Source organism: Spirosoma migulaei, from assembly GCF_054776855.1.
On sequence record NZ_BAAHBG010000011.1, the window covers coordinates 375,714 to 396,653 of the forward strand.

Here is a 20,940-nt window from a genome sequence, read left to right on the forward strand (position 1 = left end):
GCCTGAGAAGCGCAAAGGGCATGAAAACGATTGTTAAACTAACTACTTTATTTAGTATAGCGATTAAGAGAAGGAATAAATAGCTCATAAATTGAGTAAAAATTAATTGCATAACAGGCTTACTCAAACTGAAACCGGAGGCTTGATTCAACTAGGCCTACGGAAAAAATAGAAAACTCCAGTTTTTTTGGAGTTCTCCAAATTGAAAAATCAGGCCAGTTGACCGATCAACACCCAAAAAGGATTACTGCCTGTTGATAATGAGGAATTTGGAATTCCTCACCCCATTAAATTGCTATTTTACGCAGGTGTCAAAGGCTGGCACTTACCTTGATAGAGCCTATAGTCATGAAGCTTACCTCTTGTTGATATGGCTATTCCCAGGCATTTAATCGAAGTAGTTTACGGTGTTTTTTCGGACAACAACCTAAGCCGAATACTGCCCGTGCTGGATGAGAAAATTGTGCTATATATCGCTGAGAATGGCCTTACCAGTAATGAATACCATGGCAGAAGTGGTTTTTTAACTATGATGTCCAGCCTTTACACGATTTGTGAAAACCTCAGCGTGCATTCGCTCGTGTATTTCATGCCGGAAAATGATCCTCAACAAAACGCTGTTATTACGACCGGTTTTTTTGAAGGTAAACTTCTGGCAGACAACGAACCCGCTGTTGTTCCTTTTGTCCACTGCTGGCAAATAAAAGATGATCGGGTAGTTGAATTGAGGGCATTTAGCTGGGATTCTGCCAAACTCCTCAACCGATTGCAACAGGCGAATAGAGGCCCTAATCTCCCGCCAAACGGGCATAGTACGGCGAACGGGAGCAACCTGCCCTAACACCTAGCACACCTACTTAAACCAGGCATGCATCCACTCGAAACGGTTCTACTGCTACTGATTTTTGTTATCGGGCTGGCGCTGATAGCCCGGCGACTACATCTGGTCTTTCCGATAGTACTGACGGTAGGCGGCTTGCTTATTGGCTTTATTCCCGGTCTGCCAAACGTAGGGTTAGACTCCTCGGTTGTGCTGCTGGTTTTTTTACCACCCATTCTCTACAGTGCGGCCTGGTATACCAACTGGAGCGACTTTCGCCGAAATTTAGAGCCTGTCGTTGTGCTCGCCCTAGGCTTGGTGCTGGCAACCAGCGTGGGTATAGCGTACGTAGCGCAATCGGTTATTCCCGGCTTTACGCTGGCTACGGGCTTACTACTGGGAGCTATCGTTTCGCCTTCCGATGCCGTAGCCGCTACAGCGATTATGAAGACGCTGGCAGTTCCCCGAAAAATTGTCGCTATTCTCGAAGGCGAAAGTCTGGTTAATGATGCAACCGCATTAGTACTCTTTCAACTGGCCCTGGCCACCATGAATACCGGGCGCTTTTCACTGACCAATTCGCTACTGGATTTCATTTGGTTAGCCGGGGGCGGAGTTGGTACCGGACTTGTTATTGGTTATTTATCGTTCTGGTTGCATAAGTACGGCAATCTGGAACCCGCGCTGGAAACAGTGCTGACGTTTGTGACGGCTTACTCGGCTTATATTGCCGCAGAACATCTTCAGTTAAGCGGGGTACTTAGTGTGGTTACGGCGGGATTATTGTTAGGCCATAAGCAGTCAAGCGTACATAGCCCAACCACACGGATGCAGGCAGTAGCGGTCTGGGACTTTGTCGTTGTGCTGCTGAATGGGCTAATCTTTATTTTGATTGGGTTGCAACTGCCGCATGTGGTGGCTTCAATCAAAGGGCAGTCGCTGGGGCAACTCGCCTGGTTCGGACTACTTATTAGCCTGACCGCCGTGGCAATCCGCTTCCTGGGAATCTTTATTGCGGATACAGTTTCTACCCGGATACGAAAGGTGTTGCACCTTGCGCCTGTGTTTCCGTCTTACAAACACACGACGCTGTTGGCGTATATCAGCATGCGAGGCATTGTATCCCTGGCGGCTGCCCTGTCGATACCTGAACGACTTCCTAATGGCCTTCCATGCCCCGGCCGGAATCTAATCCTGTTTATTACGTTTTGTGTGATCCTCTTTACGCTGGTCGGGCAGGGGAGTATGCTACCTGTTGTGATTCGGGCTTTACAATTCGGTCAGCCGTCCACCGACTATTTATCCCGCCGGGAGATCCGTAAACGGCTTTCCCGTAAAGCGCTGACGGTGATTCATCGTGTAATTGATCAGGAAGGGCTTAGCGGAGACACTGTCCAGGAAATCATTGACCGACATCAGGAACGCGTTGATGCGCTTGAAGGAAGCGATTCCGCTAAGACGTTGTCTCAGCATCAACTCAGTCAAAAACTGACCTTATCATCCATTCAGGCGCAACGGGCTGAGTTATTATCCTTACGGGATGACCAATTGATTGATGTTGACTTGTTCCATGAATTAGAAAACGAACTGGATCGGGAAGAGATACAGGTGCAACGGGCTGATACATAAAAGATTACCATTTAAAGAAGACTCCTGGTAGCTTTCGGAAATACTTTGTGATCCGGATCGTATAGCAGATTATACCTGAAAAGTTTGTTTTATGATCCTCTCTTTTTACTGGAATACCATCTGTTTGTACCGCTGTCTAAAGGACTTCTGGCTGTAGTTTTGTTCTGACGAAAATAACCAGGTCAAGACCCAACTACTCCTTGATTGAAGGCAATACTAACTGCCGGTTAACCTGATCAATGAAGGGGAATGGCTTTGTAAACCAAGAATACCAATCGCTAATTTTTATCTACTCTCAATAGTTTAATCCTACAATCATGAGCAAGATCACAGTAAAAGACGGTACCGAAATTTTTTACAAAGACTGGGGAACAGGACAGCCTATTATGTTTCACCACGGCTGGCCTTTATCGGGCGATGACTGGGACACACAATTAATGTTCTTCGTAGCGCGTGGATTTCGCGTGATTGCCCATGATCGCCGGGGGCATGGCCGTTCATCGCACACATCTGAGGGTCATAATATGGACACGTATGTTGCCGACGTGGCGGAGCTAGTCCAATTTCTTGATTTAAAAGATGCGATCCACATTGGCCATTCAACGGGCGGTGGCGAGGTGATTCATTATGTGGCCAAACATGGACAGGGCCGGGTTGCTAAAGCGGTGCTGATAAGTGCGGTTACACCCCTAATGGTCCAGACAGAAGCCAACCCTGACGGTGTTCCGATGTCGGTATTTGACGAAATACGGGAAGGAACGGCTAAACACCGCCCCCAATATTTCCAGGATTTTACGATTCCATTTTATGGATACAATCGGGAGGGGGCAACCATCTCGCAGGGCATTCGGGATAACTGGTGGCGTCAGGGCATGATGGGAAGCATAAAAGCCCATCATGATGGTATCAAGGCTTTTTCAGAAACCGATTTTACGGAAGATCTAAAAGGTGTGGATATACCAGTTCTGGTCCTGCATGGCGAAGATGACCAGATCGTTCCTTTTCCCATTTCCGGGGCAAAAGCGGTTAAATTGCTAAAACATGGGAAATTAATTTCGTACCCGGGCTTTCCCCATGGTATGCCCACCACTGAAGCGGATACCATTAATGCGGACCTACTGGCTTTTATTAATTCATAATGAATCAATAGATTAGGCCAAAATTAAATCAAAAGAGCTGTCATTATTTTTATTGACAGCTCTTTTGATGCGTTAACAGTTGATGGCCAGGACTATCGTTATCTTGACCCCTGGTCGTCATTGGAGTTATCCCGCAATTTCAATACGCGTTGATAATATGTGTTGTCAGGAAAACTATCGGTGGGTTTCCTGAATGAATTTATTGATTATAAAGATGAAGCTGTTTTAAACTTCATGAAAAATCCCCGCAGCCATGTGAATTTTGAGCGGGGCGACCCGTGGCGTGCGAACTTTCAATAAACACAGCAATGGCGATCATCAGCAAAGCTATGATTGACACCGCATAGGCCACCCTGCTGGATTTTACTTCATTTGCCAATCGGACAGCGTGGCTTTGAAACAAGCACCTATGGAGGAGATTGTCGCAAAAACCGGCCGGGGCACCTGGGCGATGTCAATGGCGTGGATTGCCCACAAAAGGACGTTTTTCTGAATACTTTTCAATCAACGCCTATTCTAAGCCTAAATCGTTTATACAAGGGGTTGTTATCTAATTTAATATATAGTTGGGACTACTCAGGATAAGTCAGTGGCAAGCATAGCCAGGAAATGTCATGCGAAATACGCCTACCTGTAGACACCGTACGTACATATGTACTCTCACTCATTTTTAAGCTCGGGAAGGCCGAGTGTAGTGTAAAAAAAGTTAGCTTTGTTTCAAGCGTTACTCAACTAACCCATAAACAACTAGCGATGCCTGTAGGCTACACGTCACAGCAGACGACGTAGCTTGAGCTTGCTGAACGGGTATGACTCTATCCATACCGTCAATTATACGTACACTGGTCTGTCTGATGAGCCTGCTGGCCTCATCGGGCAGTCTGCGAGCGCAGTCGTTTCGCTTACCCCAGCCTCAGGTCATTACCGACCGCCAGGGACTACCCCAGGCCTTTGTGCCCTCCATTCTTCAGGATAAACAGGGATTTATCTGGGTCGCCACCCGCGACGGCCTTTGTCGCTACGATGGCCAGCGGTTTAAGGTCTTTCAACCCGACCCCGACGGACGCCCCTCGCTCTCCTTTGCCGGACTCAACCAACTTGAACTGGATCGGCACGGACGCATCTGGATTCTTTCCGAGCGGATGGATATCGATGTCTTCGACCCACGGACGGAAACCTTCACCAATATCTCCCGGCAGGCCGCCTTTCGCCGACTGGTCAAACCCGGCACTGCGTATAAGTTTCGCATTGACCGACAGGATCGGCTCTGGTTAGTAGTGTTTGGCACTGGCATTCTTTGCTGGGATGTGGCCAAAAAACAGGGGCAGTGGTTCCGTCACCAACCCCGGCAAGCTGCTTCCCTTATTACCAATTCGGTAAACGATCTTCTGGAAGGAGCGGATGGGACGATTTGGCTGGCTACGTCAAACGGGCTCGACCGATTCGAAGAAGCCAGCCATCGGTTTACCCACATTCGACACCAGCCGGGCCAGGCCCAGTCGTTGCCCGAAGATTCGTTAGGCGCCGTTCGGCTTCGACCGACCGGCGAGCTTATGCTCTTTTCCAGGTACTATCTGACCCTGCTACAGCCCCGTACAGGCCAGTTGCGTTCCTATCGATTACCCGCCCAGGGGAACGATTGGCTAGGCGCTCATACGGCCATCGACCGGCAGGGAACGGTCTATTTCGGTCGGATACAGAACCTGTTTCGGTTTACCGACCAACAGGGTGTCCAACTCGTGGCCCACTGGGACCAGCCCAACGATGAGTGCCGGAGTTTGCTCGTTGATCGGACCAATGTCTTATGGATGGGCACCACGGGAGCTGGTATCCGCACCTACAATCTTCAGCCGAGCCCGTTTCAGAAGCACCGGTATCAACATGAATTTTATTGGGACCTGCTCACCCGCGATTCGCTGGGACTACCCCCCGTTCCCCCAGCGGTACTGGCCAGCCTGCGGGGATTGATCAACTATAATTTTCGATCGACCTTCGACCGGGCCGGCTGTTTCTGGTTCAATGTAGGCACCTCGGACCTCTACCGGCTGGATCGGGAAACGGGCCAGGCCGGGCATTTCCCCTTGCCCATCCGCTTGCGCTACTTGGACGGGAGTACAATGATCCCGTTCCCCATGACCACCGATCCAAAGGGCTGCGTTTGGGCGGTGTATCACTCAACGGCGTTCTGGTTCGATGAGCCGACCCGGCGCTGGAACCGGTTTCCCTACCCAATTCCTATTAGCTTATCTTCGGGTCCCATTACCGAACTGGTGGTCGATGAGCAGGCGCTCTGGCTGGCCAGTCAGGTGGGGGGACTCTGGCGGCTCGACCGCCACAATGGCGAGATCCGGCAATTTGTCAACCGGCCCGGCGATGCCACCTCCCTGAGCAGCAATACCTTGTACTGCCTGTCGGCCGATCCCGCTGATGGCAATCGGCTATGGATTGGTACCTTTGGTAGTGGGTTGTGTCTATTCGATAAACGAACGGGGCGGTTTCGCCGGTTTACCCAGGCTCAGGGTCTACCCAACAACGTCGTCTACTCGGCTCTGCCCGACCGCTATGGGTATTTGTGGATGGGTACCAACAAAGGCTTATGCCGGATGAACCGCCGGAGCTTTACCACCCAAACCTTTACGCGGGATGACGGTATTATGGCCGACGAGTTTAACCGCTACCACTACGTCCGGTTCCCCGAGGGAAACATCCTGATGGGTGGTCTGGAAGGATTCACCCTATTCAATCCCCGCCAGATCGGTCAGGATACCTTTGAGCCACGAGTTGAATTAACCGAGCTTCAGGTAAACAATCAGATTGTTCAGCCTGATCTGCCAGAGCCAGACGGCACAGACGCCACGACGTCCGCCAACCGATCCTTAGTGGAAACCTCCGTACTGGGTACCTCCGTACTGGGTACGTTACCTATCCAGGCTACTAGCCAGCTCACTCTGGCGCATAACCAGAATTACCTGACCGTTCAATTTGCCGCCCTGCAATTCAATCGACCCGCCAAAAACCGGTATCGCTACCGCCTGGAAGGTCTGGAAGATGCCTGGAAGGAGACGAACCGGCCCGAGGCTAATTATACCAACCTGCCACCGGGCGATTATGTCTTGTTGCTCAATACATCTAACACCTCGGATCGATGGAGCCGGTACGTGCGCAAACTGGCCATTACCATTCAGCCGCCCTTCTGGGCCACCTGGTGGGCCTACGGGTTGTACGCCCTGATCGGTTTAAGCATGGCCTGGGCTTTACTTCAGGTGTACCTGAATCGAATCCGACTCAACCAAACCATTCAGCTCCGCCAGCAGGAAGCCGACCAGCTCAGGGCCGTCGATACGATGAAGTCCAACTTCTTTACCAACATCACCCACGAGTTTCGGACACCCCTGGCGCTGATTCTGGGTCCCACCGAACAGATGGCCAGCGAGAATCCGGGCCCTAAAAATCGGCGAAGACTGCAAACGATCGAACAGAACGCCCATCAACTCCTGGGCCTGATCAATCAACTGCTGGACCTGTCCAAGCTGGAAGCCAGCGTCATGCCCATCCACGAGTCGAGAGGGAACCTCACTGAGTTTGTCCAGCACTGGCTCAATCCTTTAACTGATCAGGCCGCCATGCAGGGACTCCATCTGACATTTACGTCTGAGGTAACGGGCGATTACTGGTTCGACGCCGAAAAGCTGGAACGGATTGTTTATAACCTGACGGCCAACGCGCTGAAGTTCACCAAAGCTGGTACGATTACCGTAACGTTGACAGAAGCGTCGGGGCCTATCCTACTCACCGTTGCCGATACAGGCGTTGGCATTGGGGTTGAGCATCTCTCTCATATTTTCGACCGCTTTTATCAAGTGGGTGATACGGCTGATCGGGTATCGCCCCAGCCCGTCCGGGGAGCTGGCACCGGTCAGAGCGGGATTGGGTCGGCCAGTGATACAACGGCTATACCCGGCACGGGCATTGGTCTGGCGCTGGTGCAGGAACTGGTTCTGTTACAGGGGGGGCACATTTCAGTCGAGAGCCAGCTAAACCAGGGCACTACGTTTGTGGTGGAGTTGCCCTACCGCCGGGTTGATGCGTCGGACAATGCACCGGACGGAGCCACCCACTGGCACCGGGAAGCCAGCGACGACATCGGGGAAGCCTCGGATGAATCAGATCACCCCCGCTTGCTCGTGGTGGAGGATAATGATGAGCTGGCTCGCTTTATTGCCGAAAGTCTGCCCCGCAACTACCGCATCCAGCGGGCCGTCAATGGTCAGGATGGCCTGAAGCAAGCCTTGGAGCAGATGCCTGATCTGATTCTCTCGGATGTGATGATGCCGCTGATGGACGGTTTCACGCTCTGTAATCAACTGAAAACCGACCTGCGCACCAGTCATATTCCCGTTATTCTGCTAACGGCCAAGTCGTCGGTGGAGAATCGGCTGGCGGGGCTCTCGCTGGGGGCCGATGACTACCTGACCAAGCCTTTTCAGATCACGGAGCTTCAACTCCGGGTGCGCAATCAGCTGGTGAGTAAACAGCGGCAACGGGAGTGGGTACAGGCCAGTCTGCGTAATCCAGATCCGGCTTCCCCTCCGCCATCTCCCGAAACCACAGACCCGTTTCTGATTCGCTTATACGCCCTGTTTGAGGCCAACCTGAGCGATTCGGGCTTTGGCCTCGACCAACTGATGAGCGAACTGGGCATGAGCCGCACCAACCTGTTCCGCAAAGTAAAAGCCCTGACGGGACTGACGGCCCATGAACTGCTCCGCAATTACCGCCTGAAACAAGCGGCCCAGCTACTACGCTCCAACGTTTCAGTGAGCGAGACTGCCTATCAGGTGGGTTTCGAGAGTGCGGCCTACTTCAGTAAATGTTTTCGGGAACTGTATCAGCAGAGCCCCAGTGAATTTGCCGCTCAAGCCTGAATGTCAGTTCGCTGAACTGTGCTTCATACGCCATATCTCGAAGATATGGCGTATGAAGCACAGTTCAGCGAACTGACTCATTTTATGCTTTGGTGTCTATTGGACCATTTCTTATCGGATTTGGACCATTTGTTATCGTTCCCCGTACCACCCGCCCTCTACTTTTGACCTGGTCTTTCAGAAACGATAAGCAGTACGTTTTCACGTGTTCATTCGCGATCACCATGGTCAAAAAAATCCTCAAATGGACCAGCCTTGCCCTGGGGAGTCTGGTTCTGCTGCTCCTGCTTTTTTATGGTATTGTCTATGCCAAAACCGAAGCGGATATTCATAAAGTGTATGCGGTAACCCTCCAGCCGCTCCCTATTCCCGACGACTCAGCCGAGTATATCGCTGGCCGACACATTGCCGAGATCCGGGGTTGTCTGGGTTGTCACGGGGCTAATCTGGCAACAGGTGAAGTATTCGCCGATGAACATTCACCAATCGGCTACATCCAGGCCACGAATATTACGAGTGGCAAGGGGGGAATTCAGTACACCGATCAGGACTGGATTCGGGCGCTCCGGCATGGCCTGGGAAAAGACAACAGATCACTCTGGTTTATGCCCTCGCATGAGATCTGCGGCTTGTCGAACCAGGATATGGCCGCCCTGATCAGTTACGTTAAAAAGCAGCCACCAGTCGATAAAACGACTCCACCAAAATCAATCAAACCACTGGGGCGGATTCTGACGTTTTTGGGTGAGTTTCCGTTGTTGCCCGCCAAAGAAATTGATCATACCGCTACATATGTAGACGAGGTAAAACCGGCCATCAATGCCGATTATGGGAAATACCTGGCCGTGACGTGTACGGGCTGCCATACGGCCAGTTACAAAGGAGCGCCTTCCCATTCGCCCGAACAGCCGCCTATCCCCGACATTTCATCGACCGGCCACCTGGGCAGCTGGACACAGCAGGAATTTGTCCAGGTGTTTCATACCGGCAAAACTCCTGAAGGGCGTGTGCTAAGCCCGTATATGCCGGTTAAATCCTTCACCTATTCCGACGATGAATTGAAAGCTATTTATCTGTTTCTACACGAGCTAAACTGAACGTAAGATGCACCTAACCCAACCCAGACACCGATCTATGCACACCATTTTCCACTATCCTCAGCGGTTTACGCAGGTTGCGGATGACGTTTCGTCACCAGCCACGACGCTGACGCCCGCTGTTCAGAAAAAGTTTGAACGGCTTTGGCACCTGGTCGGCAACACGCCCATGCTGGAAGTATTTTATACCGATCAGGGAAAGCCCCGGTCGCTCTACGTCAAATGTGAGCAGTACAACCTGACCGGCAGCATGAAAGACCGCATGGCGCTTCATATCCTGTATCAGGCGTATCGGGAAGGCAGGATCCGTCCGGGCGACCGGATTGTAGAAGCCACCAGCGGCAGTACAGGGATTGCCTTCTCGGCCATAGGCCAGGCGTTGGGGCACCCTGTTACCATTATCATGCCCGCCGGTGTTAGCCAGGAACGGATTGACATCATTCGCAGTCTGGGAGCCGACGTCGTGCTGTTTACCCAGGAAGAGGGCGGGTTCATGGGCGCTATTCACCACTCAGAAGCGATGGCCGCCTGCGATCCTTGCGTTTTTTTGCCCCGCCAGTTTGCCAACGAAGATAATACGGAAGCCCACCGCCTGACCACGGGCCACGAAATCTGGCGCCAGCTGGAAAGCGTCGACGTTATACCGGATGCCTTTGTGGCCGGGGTCGGTACGGGGGGGACGGTCATGGGGGTAGGCCGTTACCTGAAATCCCGAAACCTGGCTATTCGTGTTCATCCGCTCGAAGCTGCCGAATCGCCCACGTTATCGGTCGGCTACAAGACCGGCGCGCACCGGATTCAGGGCTTATTTGATGCGTTCGTTCCCGACATTCTGAAGTTGGACGAACTGGATCAGGTTGTCCAGGTCAGCGATGGCGACGCGATCCTGATGGCCCAGCAACTGGCCCGCCAACTGGGGATTGCTGTGGGTATTTCGTCGGGTGCCAACCTGGTCGGGGCTATTAAGCTCCAACGGGAAATGGGGCCCGAAGCCCGCGTGGTGACGGTTTTGTGCGATTGCAACAAAAAATACCTGAGCACCGACCTGGTTCGGAAAGAACCAATCAGACCCGGCTATATCGCCCCCAACGTCGAGTTCACGGATTATCGCCCCATTAGCCGCTTGCTGGTTGACCGACCAGGAGTGTTTTAGCAGGTACCTCAATAATCTATACCTTATGAACGTCCTACTGATCGGAGCCTCGGGCACCCTTGGCACAGCCGTCGCTCAACTCTTTACCAAGCAGGGGTTTACACTTATCGGAGCATCCCGTTCTACGCAGCCCAGCGTTGATTTCACCGAGCTGGCCAGTATCGATGCCTTTTACGAGCAGATCGGCGACCTGGACGCCATTTTGATTGTTGGCGGTGATGCGGCCTTTGGTTCCCTGGATCAACTGACCGATTCGCAGATTGAGCTGACGCTATCAAGCAAGCTGATGGGCCAGATTAATATGGCACGAAAAGGAATCGCCCGATTGCGGCCCCATGGCGTGTTGGTGATGACGGGGGGCATGTTGGCCTATACGCCCTGGCCCAGAACGTCGCTGGTGGCCATGGTCAATGCCGGTCTGGAAGGCTTTGTCCGGGCGGCTGCACTGGAGATGACCCAGGACAGAAGGCTGGTGATTGTTCATCCCCCGCTTGTGGCCGAAACGGCTGGTTTATTTGGTCTGGATGGCACCCAATACCCAACGGCGGCCACTGTAGCCAGAGCTTATCTGGAAGCCGTGGAGAGCGGCCAGAATGGAACGGCAGTTTTTGTAAGCGGCTACGCTCCAGCCAATAGCTCTGGCCTGACCGATAGTAGTACCGATGATCAGGATAGCCGTGATACCAGTCTGACCAACTACGTTATTTAAAACTAACCGCCCTTTTTTATCCGCTTACACGCTATGGAACAACAGTACACATTTACCCGTCAACCACGACACGTCTATGCACGTTTGTTGGGCAGTCTTCTGTCGGGCTTGCTTTTACTGCTGACTGGGTTAAACGCGCAGGCGCAAAAAACCTGGGTCGGGACGACGACGAACTGGAACACATCCAGCAACTGGAGCCCGGCTGGCATTCCTACGGCCAGCGACAATGTAGTGATTGCCGCTAGTGCTACTAAGCAGCCCGTTCTAACTGTCTCGGCTCTAGCTGGTTCGGTAGAAGTACAGAGCGGAGCTTCACTGAGTATTACCAGTGGTGGTAAGCTAACCTTAAACGGCTCCAGGGACTTTGGTAGCGGCCAAACAACGGCTTTCTACACGAGCGGCACGGTCACCAACGCGGGGCAGTTAGTTATTGGCAACACGTCAGCGGTAGGTAGATATGGACTTATAAACAAGGGAAGCTTCTCCAACGAAACGGGTGGGGGCATCGCTATCGACCGATCAACTGCCTATGGTTTGCAAAACAGTGCTACTACAGGAAGGCTATTCACGAACTCAGGGCAAATCATCATCGGGGCCAATACAACGGTGGGAATCATAGGGCTGGCAAACGCGGCTCGCTTCGATAATAATCCAGAGGGTGTTATCTCCATTAACGGAACATCATGGTACGGCCTGGAAAACAGTTATATATTCAATAACGCGGCTCAGATTTCCATCGGAGCCACTGTAGAGGTGGGTTTCGTTGGATTTTATAACCTGGGCTCTCTGGACAATAGTGCGGGTGGAATTATCAGCATTGACCGAACGTCCAAATTTGGTATGTGGAACACTGGCCTCGTTAACAACGCAGCCAGAATTACGATTGGCAGCGTCGCACAAGCAGCCTATTGGGGACTCTATAATCAGACTACATTCAACAACAATCCGGGCGGAGTTATCGCCATTGACCGCACAACCAACCTTGCCTTGAAGAACGAGGATAACAGGACTATTGGTTTAAGTGATCCTTCTGATGATATATATCCTTATCCTGACCGTATACCACAGCTCGCTGGCCCTGGCATCGATACCTATGCCGAGTTTACCAACAAGGGTCAGATTATTATCGGAGCCATCGAACAAGTCGGCTTGAATGGTATTCGTAATGTAGGCAATTTTTACAACACCGGTTGTGACGCTTATATAGAGAGCTATGGCAACGTAAGCCACTATTTTGTACGCCGGGCTAACCGGCCAGACGAATACCATAACTATACCCAGTTTAACAACTCCGGTTTCATCATTGAGTATGCGCCTTGCTGTAGTGGCCTAATTACTAATAATTCAGGGGTAATACGAAACCTCAATGGGGGCTATTTTGATGTTGCCAATAACACAGGCATACTGACCACTACCCCAGGCGGGCCCAGTGCCAGTCCCATTCTGACGGTCAACCCCTCACTGACCATCAGCCAGGGACAGACGGCTACCCTGACTGCTTCGGAATCGTTTAATTACCGGTGGTCAACCGGACAAACGACGGCCAGTATTTCGGTCAGTACGGCGGGCACCTACTCCGTGACGGGTACCGTTGGAGACTGTTCGGGCACTGCTACCTCGATGGTCACCGTACGTACCCCCGATCTGTCGCCCACACTAACACTGCCCCAGGCCAACTTTGCCGCCAGTGGACCCGAGGCTACCCGCAACTTTACTATCAACCTCTATGAAGTGGGACACGTACCAACGGCTATCGGGACGGTGGTCATTACCCTAACTGCCCCGACAGGCTATAGTCTGGCCTTTTCCAACACCCTTACCAGCCTTCTGGTGTCAGGGGGGGGCAATACTCCCATTGCTGTCCAGAATAGCAAGTTTCATGTGACTAATAACATAGGTAATCAGCAGCTCACCCTAACCATCAATTCGGGAGAAGGCATTGGTGCCGATAGTCAGTTGATTCTGGGCTTTAGCATGACCCGAACCAGTGCCAACTCGGGCAGTTTGTCCAATATTACGGTCAACGTAGCCAATGACGGTAACCCGACTAATAATGTGTACGCCCGTATTATTACCGGCTTGTAAGTGGCCTGGCGATCGTTTCCTATACTAATCCTGAACTGCGCTCACTTAACCCGTCTTGACAGCCCTCTAGGCATCATTTTGGATCATTTCTTATCGGATTTGGATCATTTGTTATCGTTTGACGGGGTATCTGCTTCCTAGTTTTGGCCTGTCCTTAGGCGCGGACGATCCGCCTTGCATCCTGGATGAACCTGGCCCGACCGACGTCTCCACCCGCAGCCTAAAAGCCGCGGGCGCGGCATCCGATTTAGTTGAGTACATCCCATTTCTTTCCCTACATACGTTTATGAAACTACCTTTCCGGCTCACTCACCCCGCTCTTCAGCGACTTGTTTATTCGGTCACCTCCCTACTTGTGGGACTGGCTTTTATGCTGATCGGTCATCCTATGCTGGCCCAGTCCGGTGGCATCTACGCCACCCCTGGTCTCTACACTTACACCGTTCCGGCGGGTGGCCCTTTCCAGATTAAATTAACGGCCCAGGGCGGAGACGGGGGCGGAGATGGACATGGAGGCAGTGGGGCCCGTGTTGGTGGAACCTTCACTGCTCAGAGTGGAGATGTAGTAACCCTCATCATTGGCCAAAGCGGTGTGCCCGTTACTGGTAATCCTGGTAATCCAGCAAATGGCGGTGGTGGCGGTGGGTCGGCGGTGATATTGACGCATAATGGAACCCCCACCCTGTTACTAGCCGCTGGGGGTGGTGGTGGGGGAGGAACTAATCAGGGAGGAAATTTTCCTATGGAAACGATACAAGGCTTGGGCGGGCGGGGCATTGGAACGAGTTCTGCCGGTGCAGGTGGACCAACGGGTGGCAATTACAGTGGTAGTGGTGGCGGGGGAGGACTGGATGGGCCGGGGGGCAATGGTACTGCAGGTTTTAATCCGGGTGGTATTGGCGGGGGGCGCGCCAGTTTAACGGCCATCAGTCCCGGTGGCAATTCCGGTGCAAATGGAGCTGGCGGGAGTGGCTTTGGGGGTGGCGGGGGCGTGGGCGGATATGACTCATACCCTCCCCAAGCTGCCGGGGGTGGCGGTGGTGGGTATGGAGGGGGAAATGGGGCGGGAGCCTTTTCTACCCCACAAGCCGTTTTGAATGCCCAGGGTGGCTACTCGTTTGTAAGTCCTGCAGGTAGTGCCACCACCGTAACGCCGGGGGCCGATGGGGCCAGTAAAAACAAGGACGGTTTAGTGATTCTTTCGTTTCCCAACAACACAGCTACCGCAGCCCTTACCCCGGTCAACCAGAGTATTTGCCCGGGCTTTTCGACCAATCTACAAGGCACGGTCAGTGCCACGGGCAGCTGGACCCTGGTGCTCAGCGATGGGACAGTGGGTAGAGGCAGCGGGTCAACCTTCTCGATTCCGGTCAGTCCGGCCATGTCAACCACTTACAACATTGCTTCCCTAACCGATCAACAGGGATTGGCCGATGCTAACAAGCTAACGGGAACGGCTGCTGTCATAATTTCGCCCACGATGAGTTTGACCAGTAATGGTCCGCTTACCTGCACCCAGTCCAGTGTTACCCTGACGGCATCGGGAGCGACCTCCTATACCTTTACTACGGAAAGCCTACCGCTGGCTGGTGATCCGGCCAGTAACATCCGGGTCGTGACTAGTCCGGGCACCTATTCCGTGGTGGGCTCCCTGGACGGTTGCATCAGATCGGCCACCACAACGGTGACCAGTGTTGCCACGGTGACCGTTGTCAATCCGGCCACGACGTTTTTCGTAGTGGGTCAAGCGGTGAGTCAAGCCTTCACGGCCTCGGGGGGCGTTTCTCCCCGCAGCTTTAGCGTCGTCAGCGGGAGTCTTCCGCCGGGATTGAGTCTGTCGGCTGATGGTCAGTTGTCAGGAAGTCCAACCCAGACCGGTAATTTTCCGGTCGTCATTCAGGCCACCGATGCCAATGGCTGCCCAGGCCTTGGTGCTCCTTACGAAGTGAATGTAACCCAGTCTACCTTCACAGGTCCGGCCCTCACATACACTACCCCCGGTCTCTACACCTACACGGTCCCGGCGGGTGGCCCTTACCGAGTCTGGTTGACGGCCCGGGGCGGAGACGGGGGGGCGCAGTCGCTCGGCGGCACTGGGTCCCGTGTTGAGGGGTCTTATTTTGTTCAGAGTGGCGATCTCTTAACGGTGATTGTTGGCCAGAGTGGCAGGCTCTTCAGTAGGGGCGGTGGTGGTGGCGGTGGTGGTTCAGCGATCGTGTTGACCCATAGCGGTACCCAAACGCTCCTGGTGGCTGCTGGCGGTGGTGGCGGTGGTGGACAAGTAAACATAACCCCGGGTGGTGGTGGCCAGGGCCTTGGCCCCAGTACCGGTGGAGTAGGTGGCCGATCAACTGGTAATTACAGTGGTGGCGGTGGTGGTGGTGGTCTGGATGCGCCAGGGGCCAATGGGGGCAGCGGTTTCGATCCGGGAGGCACGGGCGGTGGAGCCGCCAGCTTAACGGCCCCAAGTTCCGGCGGGCCGTATAGAAGTTCTGATGATGGGGCTGGCGGTAGTGGTTTTGGGGGTGGTGGGGGCGTGGGCGGAGGTGACTCACTCCCAGGGAGACCAGTCGGTGGTGGGGGCGGAGGTTATGGTGGTGGTCATGGCGGAGATAATGGAGCTCCGGTTGATGGAGCCACGGGAGGCTATTCGTATGTGAGTCCCGCTGGCAGTAACACCAGCGTAACGCCGGGTATCGGCGGAGCCAGTCGGAACCGGGAGGGCGTAGCCACCATTGGTTTTGGCCAAAATACGGCTACCGCAGCCATCACAACCACCAACCTAGCGGTCTGCCAGGGCACGCCCTCGAACATAGAGGGCACCGTTAGCGCCACAGGCAGCTGGACCCTGGTGCTGACTAACGGCCTAACGACCACGGGCAGCGGGACCAGTTTCTCGATCCCTGTCAGCCCGGCCAGCCCCACCACGTACACCATTGAATCGCTGCTTGATGACCAGGGCTTTGCCCCGGTCAGTAACCTGAGTGGTCAGGCTAGTGTTACTGAAATCAAACCGGTGCCTACGGTGAGTTTAACCAATAACGGTCCGCTTACCTGCACCCAGCCCAGTGTCACCCTGACGGCATCGGGAGCGACCTCCTATACCTTTACTACGGGGAACCTAACGATAGCTGGTGATCCGGCCAGTAACATCCGGGTCGTGACTAGTCCGGGCACCTATTCCGTGGTGGGCGTCTCCCAGAACGGTTGCACTAACTCGGCCACCACAACGGTGACCAGTGTTGCCACGGTGACCGTTGTCAATCCGGCCACGACACTTTTCGTAGTGGGTCAGGCGGTGAGTCAAGCCTTTACGGCCTCGGGGGGCGTTTCTCCCCGCAGTTTTAGCGTCGTCAGCGGGAGCCTTCCGCCGGGATTGAGTCTGTCGGCTGATGGTCAGTTGTCAGGAAGCCCAACCCAGACCGGTAGTTTTCCGGTCGTCATTCAGGCCACCGATGCCAATGGCTGCCCAGGCCTTGGTGCTCCGTACGAAGTGAATGTAACGCAGCCGATCGACATGAGTTTGGTCGCCACGTACACTACCCCCGGTCTCTACACCTACACTGTCCCGGCGGGTGGTCCTTACCGAGTCTGGTTGACGGCTCGGGGCGGAGACGGGGGGGCGTATTCGATCGGCGGCACGGGGGCCCGTGTTGAGGGGTCTTATACGGTTCAGAGTGGCGATCTCTTAACACTGATGGTTGGTCAGAGTGGTAAGTTGGGCCTCGGGGGCGATGGTAACGGTAGCGGTGGCGGTGGTGGTGGTGGATCGGCGGTGGTGCTGACTCATAGCGGTACCCAAACGCTCCTGGTGGCTGCTGGCGGTGGTGGCGGTGGCGGGCGAAGAAACATAACGCCGGGTGGTGGTGGCCAGGGCCTTGGTCCCAGTACCGGTGGAGAGGGGGGGCAAAATGGTATTTCCGCTGACGGTAATTACAGTGGTGGCGGTGGCGGTGGTGGTCTGGATGCGCCAGGAGGCAATGGGATCAGCGGCTACAGTCCCGGAGGCACGGGCGGTGGAGCCGCCAGCTTAACGGCCCTAAGTATCGGCGGGACATATAACGACGGTTCTATTAATGGGTTTGGCGGTAGTGGTTTTGGGGGTGGTGGGGCCATAGGCGGACGTGACGCATCCCCGTTGAGACCGGTTGGTGGCGGGGGCGGAGGTTATGGTGGGGGTCATGGCGGAGATAGTGTGTTTCCGTCTAATGGAGGAGCCACGGGAGGCTATTCGTATGTGAGTCCCGCTGGCAGTAACACCAGCGTAACGCCAGGTATCGGCGGAATCAGTCGGAACCGGGATGGCATAGCCACCATTGACTTTAGCCAAAACACAGCTACTGCAGCCATCACAACCACCAGTCTGGCGATCTGCGATGGCTCGTCCGCGAACATAGAGGGCACCATTAACGCCAAAGGCAACTGGACGATCGTGCTCAGCAATGGTACAGTGGGCACAGGCAGCGGGTCAACCTTCTCGATCCCTGTCAGCACGATAGATATTCCCCGCTCTTACTTGTATTTGACCATTGAATCACTGCTTGATGACCAGGGCTTTGCCCCGATCAGTAACCTGAGTGGTCAGGCTAGTGTTACAATCAACCCGGTGCCTACGGTGAGTTTAACCAATAACGGTCCGCTTACCTGCGCCCAGCCCAGTGTTACCCTGACGGCATCGGGAGCGACCTCCTATACCTTTACTACGGGGAACCTAACGATAGCTGGTGATCCGGCCAGTAACACGCTGGTCGTGAACAGTCCGGGCACCTATGCAGTGGTGGGTTCACTGAACGGTTGCACCCGATCGGCCACCACGACGGTGACCAGTCTTGGGATTGCCGTTGCCAATCCGGCCACGTCATCTTTTTTGGTGGATCAGGCGGTGAGTCAAGCCTTCACGGCCTCGGGGGGCGTTTCTCCCCGCAGCTTTAGCGTCGTCAGCGGGAGTCTGCCGCCGGGCCTTAGTCTGTCGGCTGATGGCCGATTGTCAGGAAGCCCAACCCAAACCGGCAGTTTTACGGTCGTCATTCAGGCCACCGATGCCAATGGCTGCCCAGGCATTGGGACTCCCTACGTAATCAATGTGTCTCCGTTTAGCATCACCAGCCAGCCCCCAGCCAGCCTGTTGGTCTGTGCGGACAACTCCGTCAGTGTGAGCGTGGGCGTTTCGGGCACACCCACCGCCTACCAGTGGTACAAGAACAACACCCTGGTTTCGGGCCAGACCTCGGCTACCCTCTCGCTGGCCTCGGCTAATCCCACGGATGCGGGTAGCTACGTGGTGGTGATTACCGGGGGAGGACTCAGTCTGACCAGTACCGCCTTTAGTCTGACGGTTGGGCCCGTGGTGCCCGCCCGTTTTTACGTCAACGCCAGCGCCACGGGTGCCAATACGGGCCTGGACTGGGCCAATGCCTTCACCGATCTGCAATCAGCCCTTAGTGTGGGCAACGCCTGCGCGAATAATCTCAAGGAAATTTGGGTGGCCGGGGGCGTTTACAAACCCACTCCCACCGGTGACCGCAATGTTTACTTTTCACTGCTCTCCGGGGTGGCCCTCTACGGGGGGTTTGTGGGCAACGAAACGGCTCTCTCGCAGCGCCCTTCGGTCAACCCCAACCTCGGCGGTGCATCGAAGCCCAGCAGTAGCACCCTGAGTGGGGATATTGGCCAGCCGGGTAACGACCTGGACAACAGCCTGGTGGTCGTCGCTGGGGCCGATCTGGTTCCCACCACCGTGCTAGATGGCTTTGTCATCACTGGTGGCCGGGCCGAGGCTTCTAATGTGCCTATCGGGGGAGGGCTGACGAACGTGACCAATACAGGCAGCAGTAGCCCTACGCTGACCAACCTGTTTTTTATCAACAACTATGCGGCTAACATAGGCGGAGCCATCCTAAATTATGGGGCTGGCAGTGCGGCCAGTCCGACCATCAGTAACTGTCGCTTCGAGCAGAACACGGCGGGTGTTGGGGGAGCCATCGCCAACTATACGACCAGTGGTAACAGCGTTCCGGTGATTACCAACTGTTTCTTTCAGGCTAATAGCGCAACCCAATGGGGCGGAGCCATCGCTAACGTCTCGTTTGGGGGCACCCTCAGCCCAGCGATCACCAACTGCGCCTTTCAGAGCAATAGCGCGACCCAGGGTGGCGCCATCTGGCAGGCCACGATACAGGCCGGTGTCCTCAATGCCCTTATCACCAACTGCTCGTTTTCGGGCAACCGGGCGGGTGGCGCTCTCTACAATGCAACCTCCATACCGGGGGGGGCTCCAGCTGGTGGCCCCATCGGGCTAACGCTGGCCAACAGCGTGCTGTTTGACAATGGGGGAGCCACTACCTTCTCCAACACGGGTGAGGTGACCCTGTCGGCCCGCTACAGTCTGCTGGAGGCTTCCGTCACAGGCTACACGGACGCTGGTAATAACCGAACCACGGCCAGCTCGCCTTTTGCCAGTCCCACCAGCTTGCTTTTAGGAGCGGGCTCGCCGGCTATCAACGCGGGCGACAACGGGGCCTACCAGACGGCGGGGGGACCGGCCACCGATCTGGGGGGGAATAGCCGGATTCAGCAAACGACCATCGACATGGGAGCCTATGAGAGTGAGCGCCAATCGGACTGCCAATCGGTGCTAACCGTTATGGCGGGAGCCACCCCGCCCCTGGTCAATGTGGGTGGGTTAGTCAGTCTGACCGCTTCGGCCAGTGGAGCCACCAGCCCAATCGCCTACCAATGGAGCGCCCCTGGCTCGGCCTCCCTGACCAGCCCCCCCACCAGTTCGGCGGTGACAGCCCGCTTACCAACGGCCGGGGTGCAAACCTTTACCGTGGTGGCCAGCAGTGGAAGCTGTAGCCAAAGCGCCCTGGTGAGCGTGACGGCCCTGAGCGGTCCCGACCTGACGGCCACCGTTAGTCTGCCCGATGCCAACTTTGAGGTGGGGGCCACCAAGGGCTTGCTGCTGCAGCTTCAGGAGGTCAATGGCACAGCGGCTGGTGGAGCCATTGTAGTGACCATCAGCGTCCCCCCTGGCTACAGCGTCAACTTCGACAACACACTGACTACTATCAGCGTGTCGGGGAGAAGTGCCAACCCGGTGGCAGTCGATAATGTCCGCTGGCATCAAAGTAATTCGGTGCAGGGTCGGCAGTTGAGTCTAACCATTAATGGGGGCCAGGGGGTGGGAGCTAACAGTACAGTGAGTCTGGGTGTAAGCATCAGCCGGACGAGTGCCAACTCGGGCAGTGTGTCCAACATCACGGTGAACGTAGCCGACGATAGTAGTGGGCAGTACGATGTGAATCGGCTCAACAATGTGTATGCCCGCATTATTCAAGCCTTATGAGCCGGGCCGTACCCAATGAGCAATCAACTCAATTGTCA

General features: G+C 54.7%; 9 protein-coding genes. All 9 read left to right on the forward strand.

Translation table 11 applies throughout. The annotated features are described in order from the left end of the window. Nucleotides 1–370 precede the first annotated feature (370 nt). The 9 genes from ACYVGO_RS15235 (at nt 371) to ACYVGO_RS15275 (ending at nt 20,902) form a co-directional block, all read left to right on the forward strand. Nucleotides 371–841: a nuclear transport factor 2 family protein gene (locus tag ACYVGO_RS15235; protein WP_460970014.1), complete on the forward strand. Its 471-nt coding sequence runs from the start codon at nt 371–373 to the stop codon at nt 839–841. A 27-nt stretch (nt 842–868) separates the two neighbouring features. Beyond that, complete coding sequence (locus ACYVGO_RS15240) at nt 869–2,449, forward strand: Na+/H+ antiporter (RefSeq protein ID WP_460970015.1); 1,581 nt, start codon at nt 869–871, stop codon at nt 2,447–2,449. Between the two features lie 317 nt (nt 2,450–2,766). Further along, the gene (locus tag ACYVGO_RS15245) at nt 2,767–3,588 is read left to right on the forward strand and encodes an alpha/beta fold hydrolase (RefSeq protein ID WP_142774901.1); all 822 of its coding nucleotides are present in this window, start codon (nt 2,767–2,769) and stop codon (nt 3,586–3,588) included. Between the two features lie 809 nt (nt 3,589–4,397). Beyond that, entirely contained in the window at nt 4,398–8,513 is a 4,116-nt protein-coding gene (locus ACYVGO_RS15250; RefSeq protein ID WP_460970016.1) for a hybrid sensor histidine kinase/response regulator transcription factor, read from the forward strand. A 224-nt stretch (nt 8,514–8,737) separates the two neighbouring features. Next, nucleotides 8,738–9,610 carry a c-type cytochrome gene (locus tag ACYVGO_RS15255; protein WP_460970017.1) on the forward strand — a complete coding sequence of 291 codons (873 nt, stop codon included), beginning with the start codon at nt 8,738–8,740 and terminating at the stop codon, nt 9,608–9,610. A 37-nt stretch (nt 9,611–9,647) separates the two neighbouring features. Next, the gene (locus tag ACYVGO_RS15260) at nt 9,648–10,763 is read left to right on the forward strand and encodes a PLP-dependent cysteine synthase family protein (protein WP_460970019.1); all 1,116 of its coding nucleotides are present in this window, start codon (nt 9,648–9,650) and stop codon (nt 10,761–10,763) included. A gap of 25 nt (nt 10,764–10,788) precedes the next feature. Next, on the forward strand, nt 10,789–11,472 hold the full coding sequence (locus ACYVGO_RS15265) for a short chain dehydrogenase (RefSeq protein WP_460970020.1): 684 nt from the start codon (nt 10,789–10,791) through the stop codon (nt 11,470–11,472). Nucleotides 11,473–11,505: 33 nt separating this feature from the next. After that, nucleotides 11,506–13,557 (forward strand): hypothetical protein, encoded by a 2,052-nt coding sequence (locus tag ACYVGO_RS15270; protein WP_460970021.1) that lies wholly within the window; start codon nt 11,506–11,508, stop codon nt 13,555–13,557. Nucleotides 13,558–13,843: 286 nt separating this feature from the next. Continuing rightward, nucleotides 13,844–20,902, forward strand: a complete 7,059-nt coding sequence (locus ACYVGO_RS15275; RefSeq protein WP_460970022.1) for a putative Ig domain-containing protein — start codon at nt 13,844–13,846, stop codon at nt 20,900–20,902. The last annotated feature ends 38 nt before the right edge of the window (nt 20,903–20,940 follow it).